This is a genomic window from Phenylobacterium sp. (genome assembly GCF_031425575.1).
In the GTDB taxonomy this organism is placed as follows: Bacteria; Pseudomonadota; Alphaproteobacteria; order Caulobacterales; family Caulobacteraceae; genus Phenylobacterium.
The window spans coordinates 1-25,455 of record NZ_JANPJP010000028.1; the positions used below are offsets into that span (position 1 = coordinate 1).

Annotated in this window: 27 protein-coding genes; 13 read left to right on the forward strand and 14 right to left on the reverse strand. The window is 67.5% G+C overall.

Translation table 11 applies throughout. The annotated features are described in order from the left end of the window. Positions 1-231 precede the first annotated feature (231 nt). The 4 genes from mmsB to RMO97_RS01260 form a co-directional block, all read right to left on the reverse strand. Positions 232-1,119: a 3-hydroxyisobutyrate dehydrogenase gene (gene mmsB, locus RMO97_RS01245; RefSeq protein ID WP_310538743.1), complete on the reverse strand. Its 888-nt coding sequence runs from the start codon at positions 1,117-1,119 to the stop codon at positions 232-234. 13 nt (positions 1,120-1,132) lie between these two features. Next, positions 1,133-1,888 carry a methyltransferase gene (locus RMO97_RS01250; protein WP_310538744.1) on the reverse strand — a complete coding sequence of 252 codons (756 nt, stop codon included), beginning with the start codon at positions 1,886-1,888 and terminating at the stop codon, positions 1,133-1,135. Positions 1,889-1,950: 62 nt separating this feature from the next. Further along, complete coding sequence (locus tag RMO97_RS01255) at positions 1,951-3,006, reverse strand: enoyl-CoA hydratase/isomerase family protein (protein ID WP_310538745.1); 1,056 nt, start codon at positions 3,004-3,006, stop codon at positions 1,951-1,953. Further along, positions 3,003-4,142, reverse strand: a complete 1,140-nt coding sequence (locus RMO97_RS01260; protein WP_310538746.1) for an acyl-CoA dehydrogenase family protein — start codon at positions 4,140-4,142, stop codon at positions 3,003-3,005. Before RMO97_RS01260 ends, RMO97_RS01255 begins: the two co-directional genes overlap by 4 nt. A gap of 83 nt (positions 4,143-4,225) precedes the next feature. Here RMO97_RS01260 and RMO97_RS01265 point away from each other — a divergent pair, with 83 nt between their 5' ends. The 4 genes from RMO97_RS01265 to RMO97_RS01280 are packed head-to-tail and all read left to right on the forward strand — an operon-like array spanning position 4,226 to position 6,473. After that, positions 4,226-4,705, forward strand: coding sequence for a hypothetical protein (locus RMO97_RS01265; protein ID WP_304783282.1), 480 nt, complete (start codon positions 4,226-4,228; stop codon positions 4,703-4,705). Between the two features lie 10 nt (positions 4,706-4,715). Continuing rightward, positions 4,716-5,732, forward strand: a complete 1,017-nt coding sequence (gene hemB / locus RMO97_RS01270) for a porphobilinogen synthase (RefSeq protein WP_310538747.1) — start codon at positions 4,716-4,718, stop codon at positions 5,730-5,732. After that, the gene (locus RMO97_RS01275) at positions 5,729-6,121 is read left to right on the forward strand and encodes an NUDIX domain-containing protein (RefSeq protein ID WP_310538748.1); all 393 of its coding nucleotides are present in this window, start codon (positions 5,729-5,731) and stop codon (positions 6,119-6,121) included. The genes hemB and RMO97_RS01275 overlap by 4 nt, the downstream gene beginning before the upstream one ends. Positions 6,122-6,146: 25 nt before the next feature. Next, a complete protein-coding gene (locus RMO97_RS01280; protein WP_310538749.1) occupies positions 6,147-6,473 on the forward strand; it encodes a hypothetical protein in 327 nt (108 codons plus the stop codon). 30 nt (positions 6,474-6,503) lie between these two features. On the opposite strand, the gene RMO97_RS01285 is transcribed toward RMO97_RS01280, so the two are convergent. From RMO97_RS01285 to RMO97_RS01295, 3 genes are read right to left on the reverse strand one after another with little or no spacing between them, the layout of a single operon-like run. Next, a complete protein-coding gene (locus tag RMO97_RS01285) occupies positions 6,504-7,019 on the reverse strand; it encodes a GNAT family N-acetyltransferase (RefSeq protein WP_310538750.1) in 516 nt (171 codons plus the stop codon). 51 nt (positions 7,020-7,070) lie between these two features. After that, complete coding sequence (locus RMO97_RS01290; protein WP_310538751.1) at positions 7,071-7,592, reverse strand: GNAT family N-acetyltransferase; 522 nt, start codon at positions 7,590-7,592, stop codon at positions 7,071-7,073. After that, a complete protein-coding gene (locus tag RMO97_RS01295) occupies positions 7,589-8,446 on the reverse strand; it encodes an NAD(P)-dependent oxidoreductase (RefSeq protein ID WP_310538752.1) in 858 nt (285 codons plus the stop codon). Before RMO97_RS01295 ends, RMO97_RS01290 begins: the two co-directional genes overlap by 4 nt. Positions 8,447-8,533: 87 nt before the next feature. Here RMO97_RS01295 and RMO97_RS01300 point away from each other — a divergent pair, with 87 nt between their 5' ends. Together RMO97_RS01300 and RMO97_RS01305 are read left to right on the forward strand one after the other, a co-directional pair. Continuing rightward, the gene (locus RMO97_RS01300; protein WP_310538753.1) at positions 8,534-9,436 is read left to right on the forward strand and encodes a flagellar motor protein MotB; all 903 of its coding nucleotides are present in this window, start codon (positions 8,534-8,536) and stop codon (positions 9,434-9,436) included. A gap of 86 nt (positions 9,437-9,522) precedes the next feature. Next, positions 9,523-10,284: an arginyltransferase gene (locus tag RMO97_RS01305; protein ID WP_310538754.1), complete on the forward strand. Its 762-nt coding sequence runs from the start codon at positions 9,523-9,525 to the stop codon at positions 10,282-10,284. A gap of 284 nt (positions 10,285-10,568) precedes the next feature. On the opposite strand, the gene RMO97_RS01310 is transcribed toward RMO97_RS01305, so the two are convergent. Further along, a complete protein-coding gene (locus RMO97_RS01310; protein ID WP_310538755.1) occupies positions 10,569-12,053 on the reverse strand; it encodes a serine protease in 1,485 nt (494 codons plus the stop codon). A 190-nt stretch (positions 12,054-12,243) separates the two neighbouring features. Here RMO97_RS01310 and RMO97_RS01315 point away from each other — a divergent pair, with 190 nt between their 5' ends. The 4 genes from RMO97_RS01315 to RMO97_RS01330 all read left to right on the forward strand — a co-directional run bounded on the left by RMO97_RS01315 (position 12,244) and on the right by RMO97_RS01330 (position 17,617). Then, complete coding sequence (locus RMO97_RS01315; RefSeq protein WP_310538756.1) at positions 12,244-12,882, forward strand: chromosomal replication initiator DnaA; 639 nt, start codon at positions 12,244-12,246, stop codon at positions 12,880-12,882. 63 nt (positions 12,883-12,945) lie between these two features. Continuing rightward, the gene (locus tag RMO97_RS01320) at positions 12,946-15,153 is read left to right on the forward strand and encodes an RNA degradosome polyphosphate kinase (RefSeq protein ID WP_310538757.1); all 2,208 of its coding nucleotides are present in this window, start codon (positions 12,946-12,948) and stop codon (positions 15,151-15,153) included. Continuing rightward, positions 15,134-16,627 (forward strand): Ppx/GppA phosphatase family protein, encoded by a 1,494-nt coding sequence (locus RMO97_RS01325; RefSeq protein WP_310538758.1) that lies wholly within the window; start codon positions 15,134-15,136, stop codon positions 16,625-16,627. Before RMO97_RS01320 ends, RMO97_RS01325 begins: the two co-directional genes overlap by 20 nt. 3 nt (positions 16,628-16,630) lie before the next feature. Next, a complete protein-coding gene (locus tag RMO97_RS01330) occupies positions 16,631-17,617 on the forward strand; it encodes an NAD(P)-dependent oxidoreductase (protein ID WP_310538759.1) in 987 nt (328 codons plus the stop codon). Positions 17,618-17,727: 110 nt separating this feature from the next. Here RMO97_RS01330 and RMO97_RS01335 read toward each other — a convergent pair whose 3' ends face one another. After that, positions 17,728-18,114 (reverse strand): helix-turn-helix transcriptional regulator, encoded by a 387-nt coding sequence (locus RMO97_RS01335; RefSeq protein WP_310538760.1) that lies wholly within the window; start codon positions 18,112-18,114, stop codon positions 17,728-17,730. A gap of 67 nt (positions 18,115-18,181) precedes the next feature. Between RMO97_RS01335 and RMO97_RS01340 the strand changes: the two genes are divergently transcribed. Next, positions 18,182-19,168 carry an alpha/beta hydrolase fold domain-containing protein gene (locus RMO97_RS01340; RefSeq protein WP_310538761.1) on the forward strand — a complete coding sequence of 329 codons (987 nt, stop codon included), beginning with the start codon at positions 18,182-18,184 and terminating at the stop codon, positions 19,166-19,168. A gap of 400 nt (positions 19,169-19,568) precedes the next feature. On the opposite strand, the gene RMO97_RS01345 is transcribed toward RMO97_RS01340, so the two are convergent. Both RMO97_RS01345 and rnd read right to left on the reverse strand, forming a co-directional pair. Further along, the gene (locus RMO97_RS01345) at positions 19,569-19,967 is read right to left on the reverse strand and encodes a YccF domain-containing protein (RefSeq protein WP_310538762.1); all 399 of its coding nucleotides are present in this window, start codon (positions 19,965-19,967) and stop codon (positions 19,569-19,571) included. Beyond that, positions 19,967-21,145 (reverse strand): ribonuclease D, encoded by a 1,179-nt coding sequence (gene rnd, locus RMO97_RS01350; protein WP_304783332.1) that lies wholly within the window; start codon positions 21,143-21,145, stop codon positions 19,967-19,969. The genes RMO97_RS01345 and rnd overlap by 1 nt, the downstream gene beginning before the upstream one ends. Positions 21,146-21,216: 71 nt before the next feature. Between rnd and purM the strand changes: the two genes are divergently transcribed. Further along, a complete protein-coding gene (gene purM, locus RMO97_RS01355) occupies positions 21,217-22,242 on the forward strand; it encodes a phosphoribosylformylglycinamidine cyclo-ligase (protein ID WP_310538763.1) in 1,026 nt (341 codons plus the stop codon). Positions 22,243-22,356: 114 nt separating this feature from the next. Then, on the forward strand, positions 22,357-22,545 hold the full coding sequence (locus RMO97_RS01360; protein WP_310538764.1) for a hypothetical protein: 189 nt from the start codon (positions 22,357-22,359) through the stop codon (positions 22,543-22,545). Here the strand turns inward: RMO97_RS01360 and RMO97_RS01365 are convergent. The 3 genes from RMO97_RS01365 to RMO97_RS01375 form a co-directional block, all read right to left on the reverse strand. Then, entirely contained in the window at positions 22,542-23,321 is a 780-nt protein-coding gene (locus RMO97_RS01365) for an enoyl-CoA hydratase-related protein (protein ID WP_310538765.1), read from the reverse strand. The genes RMO97_RS01360 and RMO97_RS01365 overlap by 4 nt on opposite strands. Beyond that, positions 23,321-24,541, reverse strand: coding sequence for a CoA transferase (locus tag RMO97_RS01370; RefSeq protein ID WP_310538766.1), 1,221 nt, complete (start codon positions 24,539-24,541; stop codon positions 23,321-23,323). Before RMO97_RS01370 ends, RMO97_RS01365 begins: the two co-directional genes overlap by 1 nt. Then, a partial coding sequence (locus RMO97_RS01375; RefSeq protein ID WP_310538767.1) for an acyl-CoA dehydrogenase family protein occupies positions 24,541-25,455 on the reverse strand: 915 nt, incomplete at its 5' end. The genes RMO97_RS01375 and RMO97_RS01370, both read right to left, overlap by 1 nt.

The window sequence follows — 25,455 nt, forward strand, 5'->3', positions numbered from 1 at the left end:
CCCGGTAACGACCCTCGGCATGAATCTGCTCAAGAGCGGTGCTGAACGCGGACTTGTAATCCATCGACTTGAATTCCGGCCGCGCGCTCGACGATCTCGCGCCCCAGCCGGTCCCCTTAGCTTCGCCGGGCTTATCGCGCCACCCGACCCCGTTGTCTACAATCCGTCATGTCACAAGACCGCACATTTCGTGAGCGTGCGCTCAGAGTTCGTGAACGGCGGTAACCCGGCTCAGGGCAGATTGCCCCGGAAGAGTTGAAGGATCGCGCTGAAATCCTTGGCGCCGCCCCCCAGGCGATCGAACAGGGCGTACATCCCCTCAGCCTGGGCCCCCATCGGCGCGGCGGCGCCTGACTTGGCCGCGGCCTCCTGGGCCAGCTTCAGATCTTTCAGCATCATCGCGGTGGCGAAACCGCCCTCGTAGTCGCGATTCGACGGGGCGGCCGGCACCTGGCCCGGCCAGGGACTGTAGCTGGACAGCGACCAGCACTGACCCGACGACTTAGTTGCGATCTCGAAGAACCGGTCAGGGTCCAGACCCAGTTTCTCCGCCAGGGCGAAGGCCTCGCAGACCCCGATCATCGAGATGCCTAGCACCATGTTGTTGCAGATCTTGGCTGCCTGTCCCGCCCCGTGGTCGCCGGCACGGATCACGGCGCGGGCCATGGGACCTAGCGCGCCCTCCACCCCGGCGAAGTCGGCCTCGTCGCAGCCCACCATGAAGGCGAGCGTGCCCCCCTCCGCCGCCGCCGTGCCGCCGGAGACCGGCGCATCAGCGAACCGGAAGCCGTGGGCCTTGGCGTCGGCCGCCACGGCTCGCGCGCTTTCCACATCGATGGTGGAGCAGTCGATCAGCAGGGCTCTCTTGGGCGCCTTGGTCAGCACCTCGTTCGCATAGACCGCCCGGACGTGCGGTCCGGCCGGCAGCATGGTGATCACCACCTCCGCGTCGGCGACCGCCTCCGCCGCTGAACCCGCCGCGCGGCAACCCGCCGCCACGGCCTTCTCCAGCGCCTGGGCCGACAGGTCGAAGGCCGCCACCTCGTGGCCCGCCTTCGCCTGGTTGGCGGCCATGCCGCCGCCCATGTTCCCCAGACCGATGAACGCGATCCGCGTCATGGGCGACGCTCCCTTACTTGGGCTTGCGGAACTTGTAGATGAACTGGTCGGTGTGACCGCGCAGGCTCGGGTCGAAGACGCCCTTGGTGTGGTCGTCGGTGGTGTTGCGCAGCAGGGTGCTCTCACCTTCGTAGACAAAGCCCGCCGCCGCCAGTTCGCTTTTCACGATCGCCGGATCGATACGGTGCAGCTTGTCGGCGGTGTCCAGGGGCGCGCCCGTGGCCGCGGCGTGGTCAAGCACGACATAGACGCCGCCCGGCTTCAGGGCCGCGTAGACCGCCTTGTTCACAGCCGCCACGTCCAGGTTGAAGCGGGCCAGGTGCAGGTCGTGATAGTTTTGCGCGGTCCAGATCACGTCGGCCTGGGTCGGCAGGGCTAGGGTCTGGAAGCTCGCCTGCACCACCTTGATGTTCCCGTAGGCGGGATCAGCGGCCACCGCGAGGATGGGGTTGGGCTTGGCGTCGGGCGCCGGATTCGGCGGCGGCGCGTTGATCACCGCATAGACCGCGCCCTTGGGGCCGACGGCCTTTGAGAAGATGCGGGTGAAATAGCCGCCGCCGGGCAGGAAGTCGGCCACGGTCTGGCCGGCCTTCACCCCGGCGAACTCCAGCATCTCGGCGGGCTTGCGGTCAGCGTCGCGCTTGGTGTCGGCTTCGGGGCGGGCCTTGTCGGCCACCGCGGCGGCGACCTCGCTAGAAGGCGCGGCCTGGGCGGCGCCGGCGGAAAGCGCCAGGACCGCGACGGCGGCCAGCAACAGATTGCGTGTCATCGGTTCTCTCTCCCAAGTTTCGTTGTCTTTCGGAACGCCATTCGGCGCCCCGACGCGTCTCGTTACAGTGAAGGTAGGGGGGACCAGGCCTCATCGGTAGGCAGGGGGGCGAAGATATCGTCCAGCATGGCCTCGGTGACTCCCTCCAGGGTGGCGGGGCTCCACTTGGGCGCCTGGTCCTTCTCGACGATGACGGCGCGGACGCCCTCGATGAAGTCGTGACGCCGCACCACGCGGGACCCAATACGATATTCCATCTCCATGTTCTCGGCGAAGCTCGCGGCCTTGCGGCCCAGCGCCAGTTGCCGGAAGGCCACCTTCAGGGTCTGGGGAGACTTCGACGCCAGGGCCTTGAGCTGGTCGTCGGACCAGTCGGTGTCGGCGTGCTGCAACGCCTCGACGATGGCCTCGACGCTGGCCAATCCGAAGATGCGCGCGATTTCGTCCTGATGCTCGGCCAGGCGGGGCCGGCCCGCGTCGCCTTCGAACTCCGTCAGCAGGGTCTCGACGGCGGCGGGGTCGGCGATCAGGGCGCGCTTGAAAGCCTCGATCTGATCGCTCGGGATGTAGTCAGTGGCGATCCCCACCAGTTCGCAGTCGGCGGCCTTCAGACGCGCGCCGGTGAGCGCCAGCCAGAGGCCGATGTGGCCGGGCATTCGCGATAGGAACCAGCCGCCGCCGACGTCGGGGAACAGGCCGATCCCGGTCTCGGGCATGGCGAAGGTGGTCCGCTCGGTGGCCACCCGGTACTGAGAGGGGGCGGCCAGACCGACGCCGCCGCCCATGGTCACGCCGTCCATGATCGCCACCACTGGCTTGGCGTAGTCGAACAGCAGGTGGTTGAGCCGGTACTCCTTGAAGAAGAACTCCCGGGCCGCCTTCCCGTCCGCCGCGCCACTTTCGGCCAGCATGCGAATGTCGCCGCCAGCACAGAAGCCGCGCTCGCCGGCATGGTCCAGCAGCACCAGGGCTACGGCCGGATCATCCTTCCAGGCCAGCAGGGCGTCGGTGAGGATTTCGCACATCCGGGTGGTCAGGGCGTGCAGCGCCTGAGGCCGGTTCAGGGTCAGGCGGCCGACGCAGCCCTCCATGCGGACCAGAACTTCGTCATCACTCATTGGCGCAGCAGCTCCCGGGCGATGATCACCCGCATGATTTCGTTCGTGCCTTCCAGGATCTGGTGGACCCGCAGGTCGCGCACGATCTGTTCCAGGCGATAATCCTTCAGGTAGCCGTAGCCACCATGCAGTTGCAGGGCCTGGTTGGCGACCTCGAAACCGGTGTCGGTGGCGAACCTCTTGGCCATTGCGCAGTACTGGGTGGCCTTGGGGTCGCGGGCGTCCAGCGCCGCGGCGGCCCGGCGCACCATCAGGCGGGCGGCGTCCAGCTCCGTGGCCATGTCCGCCAGCCGGAACTGCAGGGCTTGGAACTCGGCCAGGGCCTGGCCGAACTGCCTGCGGCTCAGCAGGTATTCCCTTGCGGTATCCAGGGCGAGCTGCGCCCCGCCCAGCGAGCAGGAGGCGATATTGATGCGTCCGCCGTCTAGCCCGGCCATGGCGAAGCGGAAGCCCTCCCCCTCCCCGCCCAGGCGGTTGGCTTCCGAGACGCGGACCTCGTCGAGGTTCACCTGAGCCGTGGGCTGGGCGTTCCAGCCCATCTTGCGCTCCTGGGCCCCGAACGAGACGCCCGGCTGGTTCTTCTCCACCACGAAGGCCGAAACCCCCTTGGCGCCCGCCGCCCCGGTACGGGCCATCACCAGATACAGGTCAGAGGTCCCGGCGCCCGAGATGAAGGCTTTCGAGCCCGTCAGCACGTAGCTGTCGCCGTCCCTCCTCGCCGTGGTCGCCAGCGCCGCGGCGTCCGACCCCGACCCCGGCTCTGTCAGGCAGTAGGAGGCGATCAGCTCCATGCTGGTCAGGCGCGGCAGGTATCGCTGGCGCAGGTCGTCGGACCCGAACTGGTCGATCATCCACGAGACCATGTTGTGGATCGACACGAAGGCCGCGGTCGGCACATCGCCATAGCTCAGCTGCTCGAAGACGATCGAGGCGTCCAGCCGCGTTAGGGCCGAGCCGCCGACGTCCTCCTGGACATAGAGGCCCGCGAAGCCGAGACCCGCCGCCTTGCGCAGAACATCGACCGGAAAGTGCTTGTCTTCGTCCCAGCGGGCCGAGTTGGGAGCCAGCTCCTCGGCCGCGAAGACACGGGCGGCGTCCTCAATGGCGCGCTGGTCTTCGTTGAGCGTGAAATCCATGATCTTGGCGGCCTCGGAAGCGGTTAGCTTGAGGAACTCGCTCCGTAGGCGCAACCTGTCAACGACGCGCGGGGAGTCGGACGATGACGGATCAATTGATGGGGCGAGGGCCAGAGGCGGCGCGAAACCTCGCCCTGGTGAACTATGGCCTGCTGTTCGCGTCGATTTTCTTCGCCGGCATCCCGGCCCTCATCGCGGTGATCATCGCCTATTCGCAACGGGACGAAGCGCCGGTGGCCATCCGCTCGCATCACGATTTCCAGATCAGAATCTTCTGGGTGGCCTTTGGCCTGACCATGGCCGCCGGGGCGTGCGGACTTGGGGCGCTCATTAGCGGGGTCGGTGAACTGTTGGAGTTCACCCGGGTCAACGGTTGGGACGGCTTTTCCACCATCAATATCGATCTGTCCCGCATGGTTCTCGACGGGCGGATCGTCAGCCTCCTGGTGGCGGCCGTCGTGCTGTCGCTGCTGGCCGGGCTGTGGCTAATCGCGGCCCCCGCCATCGGCTTTATCCGCCTGGTCTCGGCGCGGGGGATTGGCCTGACCTCCCACCCGGCCTAGATAGCGGCCCATGAAAAACGCCCATCTCGCCGCCTATCCCGCCCTGCGCCTGCGCCGTCTGCGCCAGGCCGACTGGGTCCGCCGACTGGTCCGCGAAAGCGTGCTGACCCCGGCCGACCTGATCTGGTCGATGGTGGTGCACGAGGGCGAGGGCGAGGTTCCGGTGGCCTCCATGCCCGGTGTGTTCCGCCTCTCGGTGAAGGACTGCGCCAAGGCCGCGGTGGAGGCCCGCAGGCTCGGCATCCCGGCCATCGCGGTCTTCCCCCACATCGACGGCGGCAAAAAGGACGCCACCGGCAGCCTGGCCCACGACCCCAACGGGCTTGTGGCCACGGCGGTCAAGGCCATGAAGGACGCCGCCCCCGAGGTCGGGATCATGTGCGACGTGGCGCTGGATCCCTTCACCGACCACGGCCATGACGGCCTGATCGAGAACGGCCGCATCCTCAACGATCCCACCATCGAGACCCTGGTCCGCCAGGGGATCATGCAGGCCGAGGCGGGAGCTGACATCCTCGCGCCCTCCGACATGATGGACGGCCGTTGCGGGGCCTTAAGGCAGGCCCTGGAAAGTGCGGGACTTCAGGATGTTATGATCATGTCCTATGCCGCCAAATACGCCTCCGCCTTCTATGGTCCTTACCGCGAGGCGATCGGGTCCGGGAAGCTCGGAACCGGCTCGGTGGACAACCCGGGCGACAAGAAGACCTACCAGATGGACTTCGCCAACTCCGACGAGGCCCTGCGCGAGGTAGCCCTCGACATCGCCGAGGGCGCCGACATGGTCATGGTCAAGCCGGGCATGCCCTATCTGGATATCGTGCAGCGCGTGGTGGAGACCTTCGCCATGCCCACCTTCGCCTTCCAGGTCTCGGGTGAGTACGCGATGATCAAGGCCGCCACCCAGAACGGCTGGCTGGACGAGGAACGCGCCATCCTGGAAAGCCTCGGCGCCTTCAAGCGCGCGGGGGCCGCCGGCGTGATCAGCTATTTCGCCCCAACCGCCGCCCGTCTGATGGGCGCGTGACCCAGCCGCCGATCCGCATCGTCGCGGCCGTGATCCGCGACTCAGACGGGCGGCTGCTGACGGTGCGCAAGGCCGACACGACCGCCTTCATGCTGCCGGGCGGCAAGCGCGATCCGGGCGAGGACGACGCCGCAGCCCTCGCGCGCGAACTCGCCGAGGAACTGGGATGCGTCCTGGTCGAAAGCCGCCCGCTCGGCGTCTTCAGCGCGTTGGCCGCCAACGAGCCCGGCACCCAGGTGGAGGGCGCGATCTATCACGCGACGATCCGCGGCGAGGTCGCCGCCCGGGCCGAGATCGCCGAACTGCTGTGGATCGACCCCGCCGCGCCGCCGGCGGTGCGCCTCGCTCCCCTACTGGAAACCCAGGTGCTGCCGCGGTTACTGTCCTAGGCTTAGAACCCTGATGGAGACGACCATGTCCAAGTCCCTCGTCCGCGCCGCCGTCATTGGCGCCTCACTGGTCCTGTCGTTCGCCGGCTCCGCCGCCGCCAGTTCCGACGACGCCTGGATGGAGTTCCAGAAGGAGGTCGCCACCCGCTGCAAGGCGGCGGCCACCAAGGACTCTGGCGTGAAGACCTGGACCGTGGCGGTTTCGGCGTTTGGCAGCCAGAATTTCGGTATGGCCATCCTCACCGGCAAGGCTCAGGGCGGGGTCTCCGTGAAGTACGCCTGCGCCATGGACAAGAAGACCAAGGCGGTGGAAATCGCGGGCGGCGAACCGTCTGGCTGGGCGGCGCGCTAGCGAAGACGGGCCGATGGCTCCGGCGCCCGACTAAGCGTCGGAGACGAAGTAGCAGCTCTCTCCGCCGTGGTCGGGCAGGTTGACCATCCCATCAAACGTCAGGCCGATCTTCTCCAGCACCCGGATCGACCCGTCGTTGTCCGGCTTGGTGATGGCCACGATCCGGCCCAGGCCGAGCACGCTGCGGCCATAGGCCAGCACCGCGGCGCCGGCCTCCGAGGCGAAACCCTGGCCTGAGAACCGCGCCAGGAAGGCGTAGCCGATGTCGGGGTGGTCGAGCATCTCGCGCTTGATCAGGCCGCAGATACCGACCGGCTCGGCCGAGGCCTTCAATCCCACCCACCATAGGCCAAAGCCGTGCCGGGCATAGCTGACCGCCGGTCCATCGGCCACATAGCGCCGGGCGCCCTCAAGGTCGCGCACCTGCCGGTCCCCGATATTCTCCAGGAACCCCGGCTCGTTCAGCAGCTCGAGGATAAAGCCGTCGTCGTCGGGCGTCAGGTGGCGCAGGAACAGCCGCTCGGTCTCCAGCACCATCACCGACATCGCGATCCTCCCCGCACCGGCGCTTTTCCCTTCACGTACGCCCGACTGCACCTAGACGGCGCGGCTGAAGAACAGAGCAAACTCCCCCTCCGAGGGGGTGGCGTCATAGAGGGTGAGGTCCAGGCCAGTCAGGGAGAAGCCCAGGGCCTGATATGCCGCGACACCTGGCTGATTCTGGTTGCTGGTCTCCAACCAGACATGACGCGCGCCCAGGGATCGCGCGTGGTCCAGCACCGCCTCCATCAGCCGCCGGCCGAAGCCCTGGCCGCGCCGGCCAGCGTCCACATAGAAGTGCCAGAGCACCAGCCGCTGGTTCCAGGCCTGGAAGCCCACGGCGGCGAACCCGATGATCTGCGACCCGTCGGTGGCCACCCAGGCGACGTCCCAGGGGCGATCAGGTTCCTCCAGGTGCTCCAGGGGAAAGACCTTGGTCACGGTCTGCGGAACTGAGCGCAGGACGATCCCCTCCGGTCCGGCGTTCGCCGCCAGGACACTGGTGCTCTGCACGGCCGTGTCGATCGCTGCGATCCTCTCCACGTCCCGCGGCAGGACGGCGGGCCGTATCGCGGTCACGGCTTTTCAAGCCGCGCGACGAGGCTTGAGGTGTCCCAGCGGCGGCCACCCATCGCCTGGACCTCGCGGTAGAAGCCGTCGATCAGGGCCGTGCCCTCAAGGGTCGCGCCGTTCGACGCCGCCTCGTCCAGCACCAGGCCTAGGTCTTTGCGCATCCAGTCCACTGCGAATCCGAAATCGAACTTGCCCTCGGCCATGGTCCTCCAGCGGTTGTCCATCTGCCAGGACTGGGCCGCGCCCTTGGAGATCGCCTCGTAGACCTCCAGCGGGTCAAGCCCTGCGCGTTTGGCGAAGTGCATGCCCTCGGCCAGGCCCTGGACAAGGCCGGCGATGGCGATCTGGTTGACCATCTTGGTGAGCTGGCCGGCGCCGGCCTCGCCCATCAGCCGCACGGCCTTGGCGAAGGTCATGATCACCGGCTCGGCCCGGGCATAGGCCGCGCGATCGCCGCCGCACATGACGGTGAGCTGGCCGTTCTCCGCGCCTGCCTGCCCCCCCGACACCGGCGCATCCACGAAGAACCGGCCGTCCCGCGCCGCGAGATCCGACATCTCGCGGGCCACCTTCGCCGAGGTGGTGGTGTGGTCGACGATGATCCCGCCCGCGGCCATCGCCGGCAGGGCCTGAGACACGACGCCGCGGACGTCGTCGTCATTCCCGACGCACAGGAAAGCGATCTCAGCGTCGCGGGTCGCCTCGGCGACGGTCGTTCCGGCGCGGCCGCCGTGGGTCTGAGCCCAGCGCTCCGCCTTCTCCGGGCTACGGTTGAACACCGCGACCTCGTGGCCGGCCTTGGCCAGGTGTCCCGCCATCGGGAAGCCCATGACTCCCAAGCCTACGAACGCGACCCTCATGCCTCGACCCTTCTGCACAAACTCAACCCCATCTTAACGAGCCTCACCGCACCGTGCGCTGGAATCAGCGTTAACCGGATTTGAATCATGGCTGTCGGCGAAGCCCCTATCCTGATCAAGAAAATCAAGAAGGGCGGCGGCCATGGACACCATGGCGGCGCGTGGAAGGTCGCCTACGCCGATTTCGTAACCGCGATGATGGCCTTCTTCCTGCTGATGTGGCTGATCAACACCACCAGCCCGGAGCAGAAGCGCGGCATCGCCGACTATTTCGCCCCCGCCAGCGTTTCAGAAACCACCTCCGGCTCCGGAGGCATCCTGGCCGGCACCGCGCTGGGCGAAGACGGGGCTAAGGGCGCGGGCTCGATGGCGATCATTGAGGAGATGTCGCCGGAATCCAAGAATCCTGACGACGGCAAAGCCTCCGACGCGGCCAAGGCGATCGACGCCGAGGCCTCCAGCGAAGCCATGAAGGAGGCGCTGGAGAAGCGCGAGGAATCCGCCTTCCAGTCGGCGGCGCAGTCCCTGCGCCAGTCCTTGCAGGACATGCCTGAGCTCGCCGAGCTGTCGAAGAACATCATCATCGACCAGACCCCCGAGGGTCTGCGCATCCAGCTCGTCGACCAGGAGGGCCGCTCCCTGTTCAACGAAGGTCAGGTTCAACCCAACGACCGGGCGAAGCTGCTGCTGCGCGCCGTGGGCAAGATCGTCAACCAACTGCCCAACCGGATCAGCATCTCCGGCCACACCTCGGCCAGCATGAACGGCCGCAAGGCTGACACTGACTGGGCCCTGTCCTCGGCCCGCGCCGACGCCTCGCGCCGCGTTCTGCAGACCACCGGCGTTGATCCCGACCGGGTCTATCAGGTGGCGGGCAAGGCCAATTCCGAACCGCTGTATCCCGATGATCCAACCCTGCCTGGCAATCGGCGGATCGCCATCGTTCTGCTGCGCGAAGCCCCAGTATTGCCGCCGAATAATGGGTTCTAGGCTGTGACTCTCGGAACACTTGCGCAACCCACCGGCATGACGCCTAATCGGGTCAGGCGCAGTGGTTCGAGAGCGATCGCAAGTCCGTGACGCAACATTTTCCGACCCGACAGCTCAGGTTCTTCCTGACAGCGCCGAGTCCCTGCCCCTATCTGCCGGAGCGTCATGAGCGGAAGGTATTCGCCCACCTGCCGCTGTCGGACGGCGCCACGGTCAACGACTCCCTGACCCAGGTGGGCTTCCGCCGCTCCCAGAACATCGCCTATCGCCCGGCCTGCGAGTCCTGCTCGGCCTGCGTCTCGGCCCGCATCCCCGCGGTGGACTACGTGTTCTCGCGTTCGGAACGCAAGACGCTCGCCCGCAACGAGGACATCGAGCGCCACCTGGTGGAGGCCGAGGCCACCATGGAGCAGTTCGACCTGCTGCGTCGCTATCTGCATACCCGGCACGCCGACGGCGGCATGGCCGAGATGACCTGGCCCGACTACGTGGCCATGGTCGAGGACACCGCGGTCCGCACCCACATCATTGAGTACCGCCTGCGCTCCAGAGACGGCGGCCCCGGCGATCTGATCGCCTGCGCCCTCGTGGACCTGATGAGCGACGGCCTCTCCCTGGTCTACAGTTTCTACGACCCTACCGTGACCCGCCGTAGTCTCGGCTCCTTCGTGATCCTGGACCACGTGGTCCAGGCCGGACTCACCGACATGCCCTATGTGTATCTCGGCTACTGGGTGCGGGGCTCGGAGAAGATGGACTACAAGGTCCGCTTCTCCCCCATAGAGCTTTTGCGTCCCGAGGGCTGGCGCCTGATGTCCGCCCGCGACCGGGTCGGCGAGCCGGTCTGATCTGCTGGCTCATGGCCCCCCGGGGAAGGCGAGTCCGACGCTGAGAACTCGCGGATATCGTGAACTGGTTGGTCCGCCGGCGGCCTGGCCGGAAGCTCGCCGGGATGACGGTCGTGGTGTTGACCGTGCCCAGGTGCGGCTCGGGGCGCCGCTGCCGAGCCTCTGGCTCACCACCCTGCCGACGTCCTCGTCGGGAACCTGGGTCAGGTAGCTGACGATGGGGCCGAGGGGGGCGTAGCTGGTCTAGCTGCCCGTCTCGCGGCGCCGCATCCGCCCCGACTGGACTATTCCCGCGTGGCCGCCGCGTCACCGCTGGAGGCGATGACCAGGAAAACTGACCCCTGAAGCTCGTTCACCAGCCCGCTGATCGAAGCCCGCGGCGTGGCTGGGATCGGGGTGCTGACCGTCGGCAGTTCCGCCAGCAGGTTGCGCACATATCCGATCTTCAGGGCGTAGTTCACGTTCTGGGCGATCTCGTCATCGCTGGCCTTGGTCATCTTGGAGATCACGATCCCCACCGCCCGGCCCTGACCATCGATCACAGGGCCGCCGCTGTTGCCGGAGTGGATGGGCATGGACACCTGCAGGAACCGGGCGTCGTCCCGCCTGCCAGTGGAGACGTCGTTGCCGGCCATGGCGCTCACCTCGCCAGAGGTCATCTTCAGGCTCATGCCCAGGGTGTCAGGCGACGGGTAGCCCAGGGTGAAGACCCGCTCGCCCAGCTGGGCCGGCGCCGTGCTGAATCCGATGGAGGTCCGGGTCGGCAGCGGCTTGAGGGGGCGTAGGATGGCGATGTCGTTTGCGGGATCGGACACCACCAGTTCGGCGCGCCCGAACACCTTCCCGTCCCGGGCCAGTTCCAGAAGGGTCGCGCCCTCGATCACATGGTGGGCTGTGATGATGTAGCCCTTGGGCCCCAGCCAGCCCGTCCCGACGGCGCTGCCGCCTTCCTCCTGCATCGCCACGATGTTCTTCTCATCGCAGACGTACTTGGCGATTTCCTCGGTGACCGAGCCGCCGAGATATGACTGCACCTCCATCTTGTCTGACGGCGGCTGATAGACCGCCACCAGGGCGCCCACGGAGTCGTAGCTGTCCACGGAAACCGTGGTGACCTGTTTGGCCTCACAGGCGAAGATCTGGCCGATGAAGCCTGTGGTGCTCAGTGACCCGTCCGGCAACTTGATGGGCGTGGCGCTGTCGGCGCGAAGGATCGCAGCCACCATCCCGTCGCCCAGGCCCACAACGCTGTCCTGCCGGACATAGTACCGGGTCTGGCTCTTCGCGTTGTAGGCGGTGGGCAACCAATTGGTCTTGGTGGTCGGGGCGGTGTCGAGGCTGGGTTTCAGGGCCGCGCGCTGCGCCACCACGGCGCAGACTTTCTCCTGAAGCACAGCACCGATGCTGCCAGGCGGCGCGGCCGTGAACCGCCATTCCGCCCGGGGCACGATCTGCGACGACACCACTTGGCCCTTTTGATCCCCATAGGCGTAGGAGACGAAGGCGAACGTCCGGCCCCGGCAATCGTCCAGCCGCTGGATCACCAAATTGACATAGCGCTTGCCGCTGACGGCGTCCTTCAACGGCTTTTGGGCCACCTGGCGCATGAAGGACTGGGTGAAGCCGCCATTGGCGGTGATCGACCCCATGTCGATCTCGTACAGGCCGACCTCCTGATCCTTGGTCACAGCGACCCAGGATTGGGCGAACGCCGAGCCCGCCGTGGTGAGTGCGAGGGCGAGAGCAGCGACAAAGATCTTCAACTTCACGATAGCCCCCAGCACACCCTGAGGGTGAGCCTACCCACAGGCGCCACCCTCGGCAACGCCACGGTTCATCCCCAGTTGCGCGAGCTGTCCACATCGACCCCGTGCGGGGCGGCGGGTAAGGTCGGCCGGTGACCGACACCGCCCCGAGAGACGCATAGTGCGACAGCTGCGCCTGAGCCTCAGGCGACCCGTGACCTACGCGCGCCGCGAGTTCAGCCAGGGTCCTTCCAATGCGCAGGCGATCGCAGCCCTGGACGCCTGGCCGGCATGGCACGGCGGCTGCCTGGTGCTCGTGGGCGCGCCGGGCAGCGGCAAGACCCACCTGGCCCAGGGCTGGGCCGCCCAGGCTCGGTCTCTGGTCTTGGACCGCGAGGCCACCGACATCGCCGCGGCCAATGGGCGTCCGGTCCTGGTGGAGGATGTCGACCAGGGCATGGACGCCGAGACCCTGTTCCACCTCATCAACATGGCCGGCCACGACGGCGGCAGCCTGCTGCTCACCGCGCGCCTGGCCCCCGCCGCCTGGCCTGCCGAGCTCCCCGACCTGCGCTCGCGTCTGAACGCTCTGCCCGTCGCCCTGATCGAAGAGCCGGACGACCAGGTTCTGGAAGGCGTGTTGAGAAAATTTTTCCGAGAACGGAGCATTCGTCCGCCGAAGGAGGTTTTCCCCTATCTGCTGCGGCGGATGGAGAGGTCGATCCCCGCGGCCCGCGAGATCGTCAAGAAGCTGGATGAGGCCGCCGACGAGGAACAGCGGCCCATATCACGCGCGCTGGCGCGACAGATTCTTGAAGAGGATACGGACAATCTTGATCTTTTCGACGGATAACTTGATGCCTCAAGACGGTTGGGTCAGAAGAGGCTCGATCTCCAGCCTCGGGAATGTCCACCGATGACCTATGCCGCGCCCGTGCGATCCGACGGTGTCGAAATCGGGCGCGAACCGCTCAGCCTGGACGCCGAATTGCTAAAGTCGCAAAGCCGGTTCTTCAACCGCGAGCTCTCCTGGCTGGCCTTCAACAAGCGCGTGCTGGGCGAGAGCCAGAACACACGGCACCCCCTGCTGGAGCGCCTACGCTTCCTGTCGATCTCGGCCAACAACCTCGACGAATTCTACATGGTCCGCGTGGCCGGCCTAAAGGCCCAGGTCCGCGAAGGTGTGCGGGTGGTCAGCCAGGACGGCCTGACCCCCGCCGAGCAGCTTGAACGGGTCAATTCCGAGGCCGCCGACCTGATGGGCGGCCAGCAGACCCGTTGGCGCGAACTCTGCGTCGAGCTGACCGGCGAGGGGCTGCATGTCGTGGGTCCGCAGGAGGTGACCGCCGCCGAAAAGGAAGCGCTGAAGGACACGTTCGCCAGCCGCCTGTTCCCGGTCTTGACCCCGCTGGCCATCGACCCCGCGCACCCCTTCCCGTTCATTCCGAACCTGGCCTTCTCCCTGGCCCTGAAGCTGCGGCGCCAGTCGGACGGCCGACTACTCTACGCTCTTGTGCCGATCCCGGCCCAGGTGGCGCGGTTCTGGGCCCTCCCGGCGACGCCGTCGCGTCGGCGCAAGCCCGAGCGGCGGTTCATCTCGCTGGAGAACATGGTCTCGCTGTTCCTCGACCATCTGTTCCCCGACTGCGAGATCGAGGCCCAGGGCGTCTTCCGCCTGATCCGCGACAGCGACATCGAGATCGAGGAAGAGGCCGAGGACCTGATGCGGGAGTTCGAGGCGCGCCTGAAGCAGCGCCGCCTGGGCTCGGTGGTCCGGGTCGAGATCGAGCAGGCCATGCCCGAGGAGCTGCGGGCCTTCATCGTCAGCAACCTGCACGCCCGTGACGACGACATCCTGATGGTCGATGGCCTGCTGGGCCTCGACGAACTTTCCCAGTTGATCCCGCCTGATCGCCCGGACCTGAAGTTCAAGGCCTTCGAGCCCCGCTTCCCCGAGCGGATCCGTGACCATGCCGGGGACTGCTTCGCGGCCATTCGCGAGAAGGATATCCTGGTCCACCACCCCTTCGAGAGCTTCGATGTGGTGGTGCAGTTCCTGCGCCAGGCCGCCCGCGACCCCAATGTCCTGGCGATCAAGCAGACCCTTTACCGGACCTCGTCCGACAGCCCCATCGTGGCCGCCCTGATCGAGGCCGCCGAGAACGGAAAGAACGTCACCGCCCTGGTGGAAATCAAGGCTCGCTTCGACGAAGAGGCCAACCTGAAGTGGGCGCGCGACCTCGAGCGCGCCGGGGTCCACGTCGTTTTCGGCTTCGTGGAGTACAAGACCCACGCCAAGCTCTCGATTGTGGTTCGCAAGGAGGGCGACACCCTGCGCACCTACTGCCACTTCGGGACCGGCAACTACCACCCGATCACGGCGCGCATCTATACCGACCTGTCGCTGTTCACCACCGACCCGGCCCTGGCCCGCGACAGCGCCCGGCTGTTCAACTACATCACCGGCTACGCCACCCCTGACCGGCTGGAGAAGCTGTCCTTCTCACCGATCACCATGAAGACCGACCTGCTGACCCTGATCGGCCGGGAGGTCGAGAACGCCCGGGCCGGCAAGCCCTCCGGCATCTGGTGCAAGCTGAACTCCATCGTCGACCCGGTGCTGATCGACGCGCTCTATGAGGCCAGCCAGGCCGGGGTCGCCATCGAGCTGGTGATCCGCGGCATCTGCTGCCTGCGCCCCGGCGTGCCGGGCCTGTCGGAGAATATCCGGGTCAAATCCATCGTCGGCCGCTTCCTGGAGCACTCCCGCATCGTAGCCTTCGCCAATGGCGCGGCCATGCCCTCGGCGGAGACCCGGGTGTTCATTTCCTCGGCCGACTGGATGCCGCGTAACCTGGACCGCAGGGTGGAGTGCCTGACCCCGGTGGAGAATCCCACGGTGCACCAGCAGGTCCTGCAGCAGATCATGGTCGCCAACCTGAAAGACGAGGCGCAGAGCTGGACGCTGGACGCTGAGGGCCGCTATACCCGCGATCCTTCGTGGGACCACCCGGGCGCCTTCTCCGCGCACGAGTATTTCATGACCAATCCCAGCCTGTCTGGCCGGGGACAGAAGGTTAAGGACATGCCGCGCGCGATCGATCATGTGGCCACGCACGGATAGTTCACCCGGTCGCCAGGCCGCCGTCATCGACCTGGGCTCCAACTCCGTACGTCTCGTCATCTACCGGCTGGAAGGCCGGGCGATCTGGACCATCTTCAACGAAAAAGCCCTGGCCGGCCTTGGCCGCGACCTGCCGACCACGGGCCGCCTGTCACCGGACGGCATCGAGACCGCCATCGCCGCCATGCGCCGCTTCCGCGCCGTGCTGGACGGACTGCCTGCCTCGGAAATCATGGTGGTGGCAACGGCCGCCGCCCGCGACGCCGTCGATGGCAGGGATTTCCTGGATCGGGTTCAGCAAGAGACGGGCCTGCATGTCCGCATCCTGACCGGCGAACAGGAGGCGCGTTACGCCGCCCTTGGCGTCATCGCCGGCCAACCCGACGCCAAGGGCGTGGTGGGCGACCTGGGTGGGTCCAGCCTGGAACTGATCCGCCTGCAGGACGGACGGTCCGGCGACGGCGTCACCCTGCCCCTGGGCCCCTTCTCCCTCGGCGCGCCAATGCCCCTGGACGTGGACAAGACCCGCAAGCGGATCGACGCGGCCCTGGCGCCCATGGGGGAGCGCTTCGCCACCGCGCAGTTCCAGGCCGTAGGCGGCGCCTGGCGCAACCTTGCCCTGCTGCACATGATCATGGCCGACTACCCCCTGCGCGTCGCCCACCAGTATGAGATGACCCGCGCGGACGCTCAGGACGTGGCTCGCTTCGTCAGCCGACAGTCCCGCGGTTCGCTCGAACGTATCCAGGGCCTGTCGAAGAAGCGCTTCGACACCCTGCCCTATTCGGCCCTGGTTCTGGACGCCCTGATCGAGCGCCTGGGAGTCGAGAAGGTCGTGATCTCGGCCTATGGCCTGCGCGAAGGCCTGCTGCTGGAGGCCATGTCCCCGGAGGAACGCGCCCGCGACCCGCTGATCGAAGGCTGCGAGGCCCTGACCGCCGTCCGCGGCCTTTCCCAGGACCTGGGCCTGGCGTTGGAGACCTGGCTGACGCGGGCCTTCGCCACCCTGCCGCCGGTGTTCGGCGACCGCGACTCTGTCCTCACCGCGGCGGCCTGCCGGCTGGCGGACCTCGGCGCGCGCCTGCACCCGGACCACCGGGCCGATCTGGCCTTCGACCAGGTCCTGCGGGCCCCCATCGCCGGCATGACCCATGCCGAGCGCGCCTTCCTCGCCTGCGTCGCCTTCGCCCGTCACTCCAGCGCGCCGGTCACACCCGAGCCCGAGACCGTCGCCAAGGTCCTCTCACCCGAACGCCGACAGAGGGCGCGCGCCCTGGGCGCCGCCGTCCGCCTGGGCTGCGACCTCTCCGGCCGCAACGCCACCCTGCTCCCCCACGCCACCCTGGTGATCAGCGAGGGACGCCTCACCCTGGGGGCCGAGCCCGACTGGCGCGACATGCTGCTGGGCGAACAAACCGCCAAGCGCGCCGCCACCCTGGCCCAGGCGCTGAAACTCAAACTCGAAATGGCCTGACCGATGCAGCTCCTGCTCTCCGCCACCGCCTATGAGCGCGTGAAGGCCCGGATCTCCCGCTTTGTGGGCGACTTGGACATCGTCACCGTGACTGGGCCCGAACGCTTCCAGCGCAACGGCCAGGATATCACCGCTGAGGAGGTCGATCCGGAGATCGTCTGGACCACCCTGGACGCCTATGGCGGCGGCCTGCTGCCAACCCTCATGAGCCGCATTCTCAAGGGGTCGAAGACCCAATGGATGCAGACCTTCAACGCCGGCATCGACGCGCCGATCTTCAAGTCGGTGATGGCCAAGGGCGTGCGGCTATCCAAGAGCAACGCCCAGGCCGTGGCCATCGCCGAATATGTGCTTGCCCATGCCCTCGCCCTCATCGCGCCGATCGCCGCTCAGCGCGACCTGCAGGCGAAGAAGGAATGGAAGTCGACGCCCTATCGGGAGATCAGCCAGACCCGCTGGACCCTGGTGGGGGCGGGCGCCATCGGCACGGAGATCGCCAAGCGCGCCAAGGCCTTCGGCGTCCACCTGACGATCGTGCGCCATAGCGACAAGCCGGCGGAGCTGGCCGACGCCACCATCGCCATGGCCGGCCTGCCCCAAGTGCTGCCGCAGAGTGATGTCGTGGTCCTGGCCTGCGCCCTGAACGACGACACCCGCGACATGGCCGACGACGCCTTCTTCGGCGCCATGAAACCCGGGGCGATCCTGATCAATATCGGCCGCGGCGGCCTGGTGGACGAGGACGCCCTCAAGCGCGGCCTCGACGCCGGCAAGCCTGGCCATGCGGTGCTGGACGTCTTCCAGGTGGAGCCCCTGCCCGCCGAAAGCTGGATGTGGGACCACCCCAATGTGCGGATCAGCGCCCATACCTCCAACTCGGGCCAGGGCACGGCGGCGCGGGGCGACCAGCTGTTTGTCGACAATCTGCAACGCTTCCTGGCCGGGGAGACGCTGATCAACGAAGCCTCGCCCAGCGAGGTGGGCCTCTAGACCCTTTCCGGATCAGGTTGAATCAACCTGATCGGATCAAAAGGGTCTATCTTCTTGAATCTAGAGCATGTCCGGGCGGCGAACCGGTGCCCACTTGCGCCTGACATGCTCTAGAGGTAGGCCAGCAGCCGCGCCACCAGCTCCGACTGCCGCCGCACCCGGACCTTGGCCATCACGCTCTTGACCTGGTTGCGGACCGTGGCGACCGCCGCGCCCCGTGCGGCGGCGATATCGCGCAGGTTGGCGCCGGTGCAGAGCATGGCGCTCACGGCGGCTTCGGCGGTGGTGAGCCCGAACTCATCGGCCAGCACCCGGGTGACCGCCGCCTGCCGCAGGTCCTGCGCGTCGAGCACGCTTTCGCTTAGGGCCAGCATGATCGGATCGTCGCCATCCAGCGCCAGAAGCAGACGGTCGGCGGCGTCCGGATAGATCTTGCTGTAGGCCGCGACCGCGCCGTCGCCGATAACAAGTTGTCTCAGCCGATCCTTGTCCGCCATACTGAAGCTAATGGCATCGGTGGCGTTGTTTGAACAGTCCCGCGTGGGACGCGTGCGTACGGAAGTCGTGGCGAGTCGCGGCGGCGCCAAGCCGTGGTCTTCAGCCGCCCAGACGATCAAGAACCGCTTCTTTCAATGGGCCTTCGACCGCGGCATAGCCCGTGAGGTTCACCTTGTGGAGGACGGCGGCGAGCGCCTGCGGCGGTCGGTCGAGCGCCTGCGCCGCGCCTATCTGCGCCATGACCGGCCGGTCGGCCTGCTGGCCCGGGTCGAGGCCGAGGCCTGGAGCGGACCGCCTTCACCGCCCTCACCCGCCCCCATCGCGGCGACCTGGTTCCGGCCCTCCAAGGGAGAGGACCGGGGCTTCGTCTTCTACGTGCATGGCGGATCCTTCGTCTGCGAGAAGAGCCCCCGGGTCACTCGGATGATCGCCAAGCTGGCCGCCGCGGCCGGCGCCAGGGTGTTCTCCCCCGACTACCGCCTGGCGCCGGAGCATCCGTGTCCCGCCGCCATCGAGGACGTCGTGGCCGCCTGGCACTGGCTGGCGGTGACCTATCCTGATGAACCGCTGATCGCGGTGGCGGAATCCTCCGGCGCGGCGATCCTGCTGGCGGCCCTGTGCCAGGTTCGCGACAAGGGCGGTCGTCTGCCGGAAGGGGTGCTGCTGTTCTCGCCCTGGGTGGACCTGTCGCTGCAGAGCTGGTCGGTGACGGCGGCCTCGCTGGCGGGGTCCACGCCCTACAGCATGGCCTCGCTTGGCGTGATGAGCCGCCTCTACCTGCAGGGCCGCCCCGCCACCGATCCGGTGGCCTCGCCGATCTTCGGCGACCTCTCGGGCCTGCCGCCAATCCTGGTGCACGCCAGCCAGACTGACATCGTCTTTGATGACGCCAAACGCCTGGCCGACGCCGTCGAGGCCACGGGCGGCGAACTGACCCTGAGGGTGTGGCGCGGCCAGACCCACGTGTGGGAACGCACCGAGAGTGCAGAGGCCCGGCAGTCCCTGGAACTCGCGGCCGCCTTCATCGAGACCCACGTGAGCGCCGCGGCATAGTCCATAGCAAGAGGGCGACACGTCGGTCGCCCGACATGCCGCCCTCTCATCCAGATCCCTTGCGGGAGCTGCGCTTCCAAGGTCGGTCGCCGCGTCGGTTTGCAGGTCGCCCTGCGCCGCTTCGCCTTCGACCGGTGTCCCCCGGGCTGGTTGCTGACAGGTCGCCCCGGCAGCCCCTTGCCTGGAACCTCCTGCTCGCCTGGTGACCCGGTTTCCCGGCCCCCCCGCGCCGCAGTCCCTCTCGGCCTCATGAGGGTCCGCCCATCACGCCAAACCCGCAAGCGCCGTTTGGCCGCCACCGGTGGGGCAGCGGTGCACAAACGGTGCGTGACGGGTGGACGACGGCTCGCAACCCGCGTCGCCCTAAGGCGCGCGAACGATCCACCGCTTTGTGAGGGGGTCAGACCTCGACGACCTGCTTGCCGACCGGGGCCAGTGAGATCAGGGCCAGTTTCACGTGCTGCAGGGCGAAGGGGATGCCGATGATGGTGACCGCCAGGCCAAAGGCCATGACCAGGTGGCTCAGCGCCAGATACCAGCCCCCCAGGATGAACCAGACCACGTTCATCACAAAGCCCAGCGGACCGGTGCCCAGATCCTCGCGGCCGGTGTGCAGGTCCCGCGACACGACCTGGCGCCCGAAGGGCCAGGCGCTGAATCCGGCGATACGGAAGGCCGCGAACGCCCAGGGCAGGCCGACGATGGTGATGGCCAGCAACACCCCCGACAGCAGCCACAGCAGGCCCGCGACGAACCCGCCCAGCATGAACCACAGGATGTTGAGGATAAGGCGCAGCATTACTCGGCCGCGTTCGCTTTCGGCGCGCGTCGCACCTCGACCACCCGCACCCGCGTGCCGTCCAGCACCAGGGCCAGTTCGCCGCGCTTCAGCTTCAGGGCGTCCTCGCCGAACGCCTCGCGGCGCCAGCCCACCAGGGCGGGCGTCTTGGCGTTGTCATCATTCGCGATCTGTTCGAGATCGGACACCGTGGCGATCAGCTTGGACGCCACACCGGAATCCTCCGCCCGCGCCTTCAGCAGCACTTTCAGCAGCTCCACCACTGCGCCCGCGGCCGGCGAGGCGGCGATCTTGCTGCGCTCGATCACCGGTGCGTAGGCGTCGGGGTCCTTGAGGGCTTCCTTGATGGCGTCCAGCAGGTCCGGCCCGAACCGCGAGCCCGAGAACCCCTTCGGCACCGAGCGCAGGCGATCGACGGCGGCGGCGTCGGTGGGCGCCTGGGTCGCCAGTTCGTCGATGGCCTCGTCCTTCAGGATGCGGCCACGCGGCTGGTCACGCTGCTGGGCGGTGCGTTCGCGCCAGGCGGCGACGGCCTTGTAGACCGCGAGATACTTGGAGGTATGCCGGCGCGGCTTGAGCCGCTTCCAGGCGTTTTCCGGCTCCACGTCATAGACCGCGGGATCGCAGAGGTTCTGCATCTCGTCGTGCACCCAGCCCAATCGGCCTTCTTTTTCCAGCCGCGCCTTCAGCATCGGATAGAGGGCCGCAAGGTGGGTGACGTCGGCCAGCGCATAGGTCAGTTGGGCCTCGGAAAGCGGCCGTCGGGCCCAGTCGGTGAAGCGGCTGGACTTGTCCAACTCGATCTTCAGCATCTGGCGCACCAGGGCGTCATAGGCGATCTGCTCGCCATAGCCGGCCGCCATCCCCGCCACCTGGGTGTCGAAGAGAGGCTTGGGCATCGCCTTGAGATTATTGAAGATTTCAACATCCTGACGGGCGGCGTGGAACACCTTCTCAATGCTCTCGTCGCGCAGGATCTCCAGGAACGGCTCAAGGTCCAGGCCCTCGGCCAGGGGATCGATAACGCACTCGGCGTTGGGGGCGGCGGCCTGGATCAGACAGAGCTTGGGCCAATAGGTCGTCTCGCGCATGAACTCGGTGTCCACGGCGACGAAAGGCTGGCCTTTGATTTTGTCACAGTACGCCGCCAGTTCGGCGGTGGTTGTAATCGGCGTCATCAATTAGCTATAGCCCCGCGCACGCCCGAGTCTGCAACCCCGGCGGCGAATTTCTTGAGGCCTATTTCTCCATGACCGACCGTCCGAACGGCCTCACCTATGCTCAAGCCGGCGTCGACATCGATGCGGGCGCCGCCCTGATCGAGCGTATCAAGCCCCTGGCCAAGGCCACCCGGCGCCCCGGCGCGGACGCGGCGCTCGGCGGTTTCGGGGCCCTCTTCGACCTGAAGGCGGCCGGCTACGCCGATCCCCTGCTAGTTTCCACCACAGATGGTGTCGGCACCAAGCTGAAGGTGGCCATCGACACCGGCATGCATGACACCGTGGGCATCGACCTGGTGGCCATGTGCGTCAACGATCTGCTGGCCCAGGGCGCCGAGCCCCTGCTGTTCCTGGACTATTTCGCCACCGGCAAGCTCAACGTCGAGGAAGCGACCCGCGTCGTCAGCGGCATCGCCGAGGGCTGCCGCCAGGCCGGCGCAGCCCTGGTGGGCGGTGAGACCGCCGAAATGCCGGGCATGTACCGCGAGGGCGACTACGACCTGGCCGGCTTCTCCGTCGGCGCCGTAGAGCGTGGCGCGGTGCTGCCGCGGTTGGACGACCAGCAGGCTGGCGACCTGATCATCGGCCTGGGGTCAAGCGGTCCCCATTCCAACGGCTATTCCCTGGTCCGCCGCATCGTCGAGCGCTCGGGCCTGGCCTGGGCCGACCCGGCCCCCTTCGCCGAGGGTCAGACCTTGGCGCAAGCGCTGATGGCCCCGACCCGCATCTACATCAAGAGCGTCCTGCCGCAGATCAAGGCCGGCCTCGTCAAGGGCTGCGCCCACATCACCGGCGGCGGCCTCATCGAGAACCCGCCCCGCGCCATCGCCGAGGGCCTCACGGCCAATTTCGACTGGAACGCCTGGCCCCTGCCCCCAGTCTTCGCCTGGATGCAGCAGGTGGGTGGCGTATCCGACCACGAACTGCGCCGCACCTTCAACTGCGGCGTAGGCCTGATCCTGATCGTGGCGCCCGGCGACGCGCCCGCGGTGCTGGAGGCTCTCCTGGCCGCCGGCGAGGACGCCTTCGTCTGCGGACAGCTTGCCGCGGCCTAGTGCACATCTTTGGCCACACAACCGCCGGGTTAAGGCCAAGCTACCGAAAATAAAGGAAGTTTTTTCGGAACAGCCCCTCGCCTCGCGCCTTTTCCACCTGGAATTGAGGATGTGATGACCCGGGAGCAACAGATCGAGCAGGAGGCGCGCGACCTCTGGAAGGCCATGAAGGAAGGGTGCCCACCCTGTGGCCTACATGGATCAGAGTTGATCGACGCCCTGGTGAGGGGATCTGAGGCGCCGCCCTACGAACGCCTCCACTCGCCCTTCCTCCGCGACAGCCAGATTCGCCGCCCCCGCTAGAGACCTCGGAAGTCGGGCGCCCGCTTCTGATTGAAGGAGGCCACGCCCTCGCGGCGATCCTGGGTGGTGAACAGCTGGTTGTAGGCGTCGAGCTCCAAAGCCATCGCGGCCTCAAGCGGCAGGGTCGCCCCGCCCCGCACCACCCGCTTGAGCGCCCGCACTGAGAGCGGCGCCTTGGACGCGATCAGCGCCGCGCGCTCCAGAACCTTCGGAAGAAGGTCCTGCGCACTGCACACCCGATTGACGATCCCGATCGCCAGGGCCTCGGCCGAATCAATGGGCGCGCCCGACATCAACAGCTCCGACGCCCGCCTCTCCCCCACCGCCCGGGTCAGCAGCTGGGTGCCGCCCAGGCCCGGAATGATCCCCAGCCCCGCCTCCGGCAGACCGATCCGCGCGGTCTCCGAGGCCCAGGCGAAGTCGCAGGCCAGGGCCATCTCCGCCCCGCCGCCCATGGCCGCGCCGTTCACCGCCGCGATCACCGGGAAGGGACAGGCCAGCTGGGCGCGGATCATGTCCTCGAAAAGCCGGTGTTGCTCGGACCAGGCCGCGTCGGACATGCCGTCGCGTTCCTTCAGGTCGGCGCCCGCGCAGAAGAAGCGACCCGCCCCGGTCAGAACCACGGCGCGCACCTGTTCGTCGTCGGCGATCCGCATCCAGAGGGCCAGCAGTTCGCGGCCCATGGCGGTGTTCAGGGAATTGGCGGCCTCGGGGCGCGACAGGGTCACGACCAGCAGGCCTGGCCCCGTCTCCTCGACGGTGATGGTCTGGTTCATTAGCCCTCCGGTCCGGCGATGATCTTAGCGTCGTGGAGCCTGGCGATCTCGATCCCGGACATGTCCAGGAGTTCCGCCAGCACCTCGTCGGTATGCTGGCCCAGCTTCGGCGCGGGCCGCACGTCGCCGCGGGCGTCCTGGGGAATGGTGGCCATGGCGCCCGGCGCCGGATAGCTCAGCCCGCTCGGGTGGCGCACGTCCTGGAACACCGGGTTGGCCCTGAAGAGACGCGGGTCTTCCAGCGCCGCCTCCAGGGTTTGGTAGGCGCCCCAGGTGACCCCGCCGGCGTCGAAGGCCGGGGTCAACTCGGCGGCCGTCCTGGCGGCGAAGGCCCGCTCGAACAGCGGATAGAGCCGCGCGCGGTGGGTGAACCTCAAGCCCTCGTCGGTCGCGAAGGAGACGCCAAGCTCGGCCTCGAGTTTCGCCACCTCGGCGACAATCCCCAGGGTCTCCAGGGCCTTGCTCCACTGTTTTGGCGTGATCGCCAGAAGCATCAGCTTCTGGCCGTCCTTGGTGGTGAAGTCGCGGCCGAAGGCGCCGTAGATATCGTTGCCCATGCGCGGCCGCTGGTGGCCCGCCAGCAGGGTCTCGGCGGTGAAGCCCAGATTGGCCATGGTCGCCGCCCCGATGTCCGACAGCGGCGCGCGGATCTCCCGCCCGCCACGGCCGCGCATCCGCGCCAGCAGGGCCGAGACCAGGGAGAAGGCGCAATAGGCCCCGGTCAGCAGGTCCCAGGCCGCCAGGACGTGGTTCACCGGCCGATCGTCGCCCACCGGCCCGGTCATCAGCGGCAGGCCGAGGGCCGAATTGATCGTGTAGTCCATGCCTTGGGAGCCGTCGGCCCAACCCATCACCCGAACGCAGATCAGATCGGCCCGCATGGCGCTGAGCTTTTCGTAAGAGAGGAAACCCTCCACCGGGAAGTTGGTGACGAACAGGCCGCCATCCTCGCCCGGCGCCGCGGCCAGCCGCTGGGCCAGCTCCCGGCCCTCGGGGCGGGCCAGGTCGATAGCCACCGACATCTTCCCCTTGTTCAGCCCCTCCCAATAGAGGCTGTCGCCCCCCTCGGAGAGCGGCCAGCGCCGGAAATCAGGCCCGCCGCCGATATTGTCGAACCGGATCACCTGGGCGCCCATCTGGGCCAGGTACAGCCCACAGGTCGGTCCCGCCACGAAGGCCGAGCCCTCCACCACCCTCAGGCCTTTCAGCAGATCGTACATCAGAACGACTTCGGCATGCCGAGCACGTGGGTGCCCACATGGCTCAGGATCAGGTTCGTGGAGATCGGCGCCACCTGGTAGAGGCGGGTCTCGCGGAACTTTCGCTCGATGTCGTACTCCTCGGCGAAGCCGAAGCCGCCGTGGGTCTGAAGGCAGGTGTCGGCGGCGAACCAGGAGGCCTCTGAAGCGACAAGCTTCGCCATGTTGGCCTCCGTCCCGCAGGGCTCGTCGGCGTCGAACATCGTCGCGGCCTTGTCCACCATCAGCGAGGCTGCGGTCATCTGGACGTAGGCCCGGGCGATGGGGAACTGCACCCCCTGGTTCTGGCCGATGGGCCGTCCGAACACTTCGCGCTCGGTGGCGTAGGCGCGGGCCCGGTCGATGAAGAACTTGGCGTCGCCGATGCACTCGGCCGCGATCAGTATCCGCTCGGCGTTCATGCCGTCCAGGATGTAGCCAAAGCCCTTGCCTTCCTCGCCGATCAGGTTGGCCACGGGCACTTCCAGATTGTCGAAGAACAGTTCGGTGGTGGCGTGGTTCAGCATGGTGCGGACCGGGTTGATGGTCAGGCCGCGCCCGACCGCCTCGCGCATGTCCACCAGCAGGACGCTCATCCCCGCCGTGGGCTTGGCGGCGTCTTCCCGCGCGGTGGTCCGGCACAACAGGACCATCAGGTCGGAATGCTCGGCCCGGCTGATCCACAGCTTCTGGCCGGTGACGAAATAGCTGTCTCCCTCGCGCCGAGCGAACGTGGAGATGCGGGTGGTGTCGGTGCCCGCGGTCGGCTCCGTCACCCCGAACGCCTGCAGGCGCAGTTCGCCGCTGGCGATCCTCGGCAGATAGGCCTGCTTCTGGGCCTCGCTCCCGTGCCGCAGCAGGGCGCCCATGGTGTACATCTGGGCGTGACAGGCGCC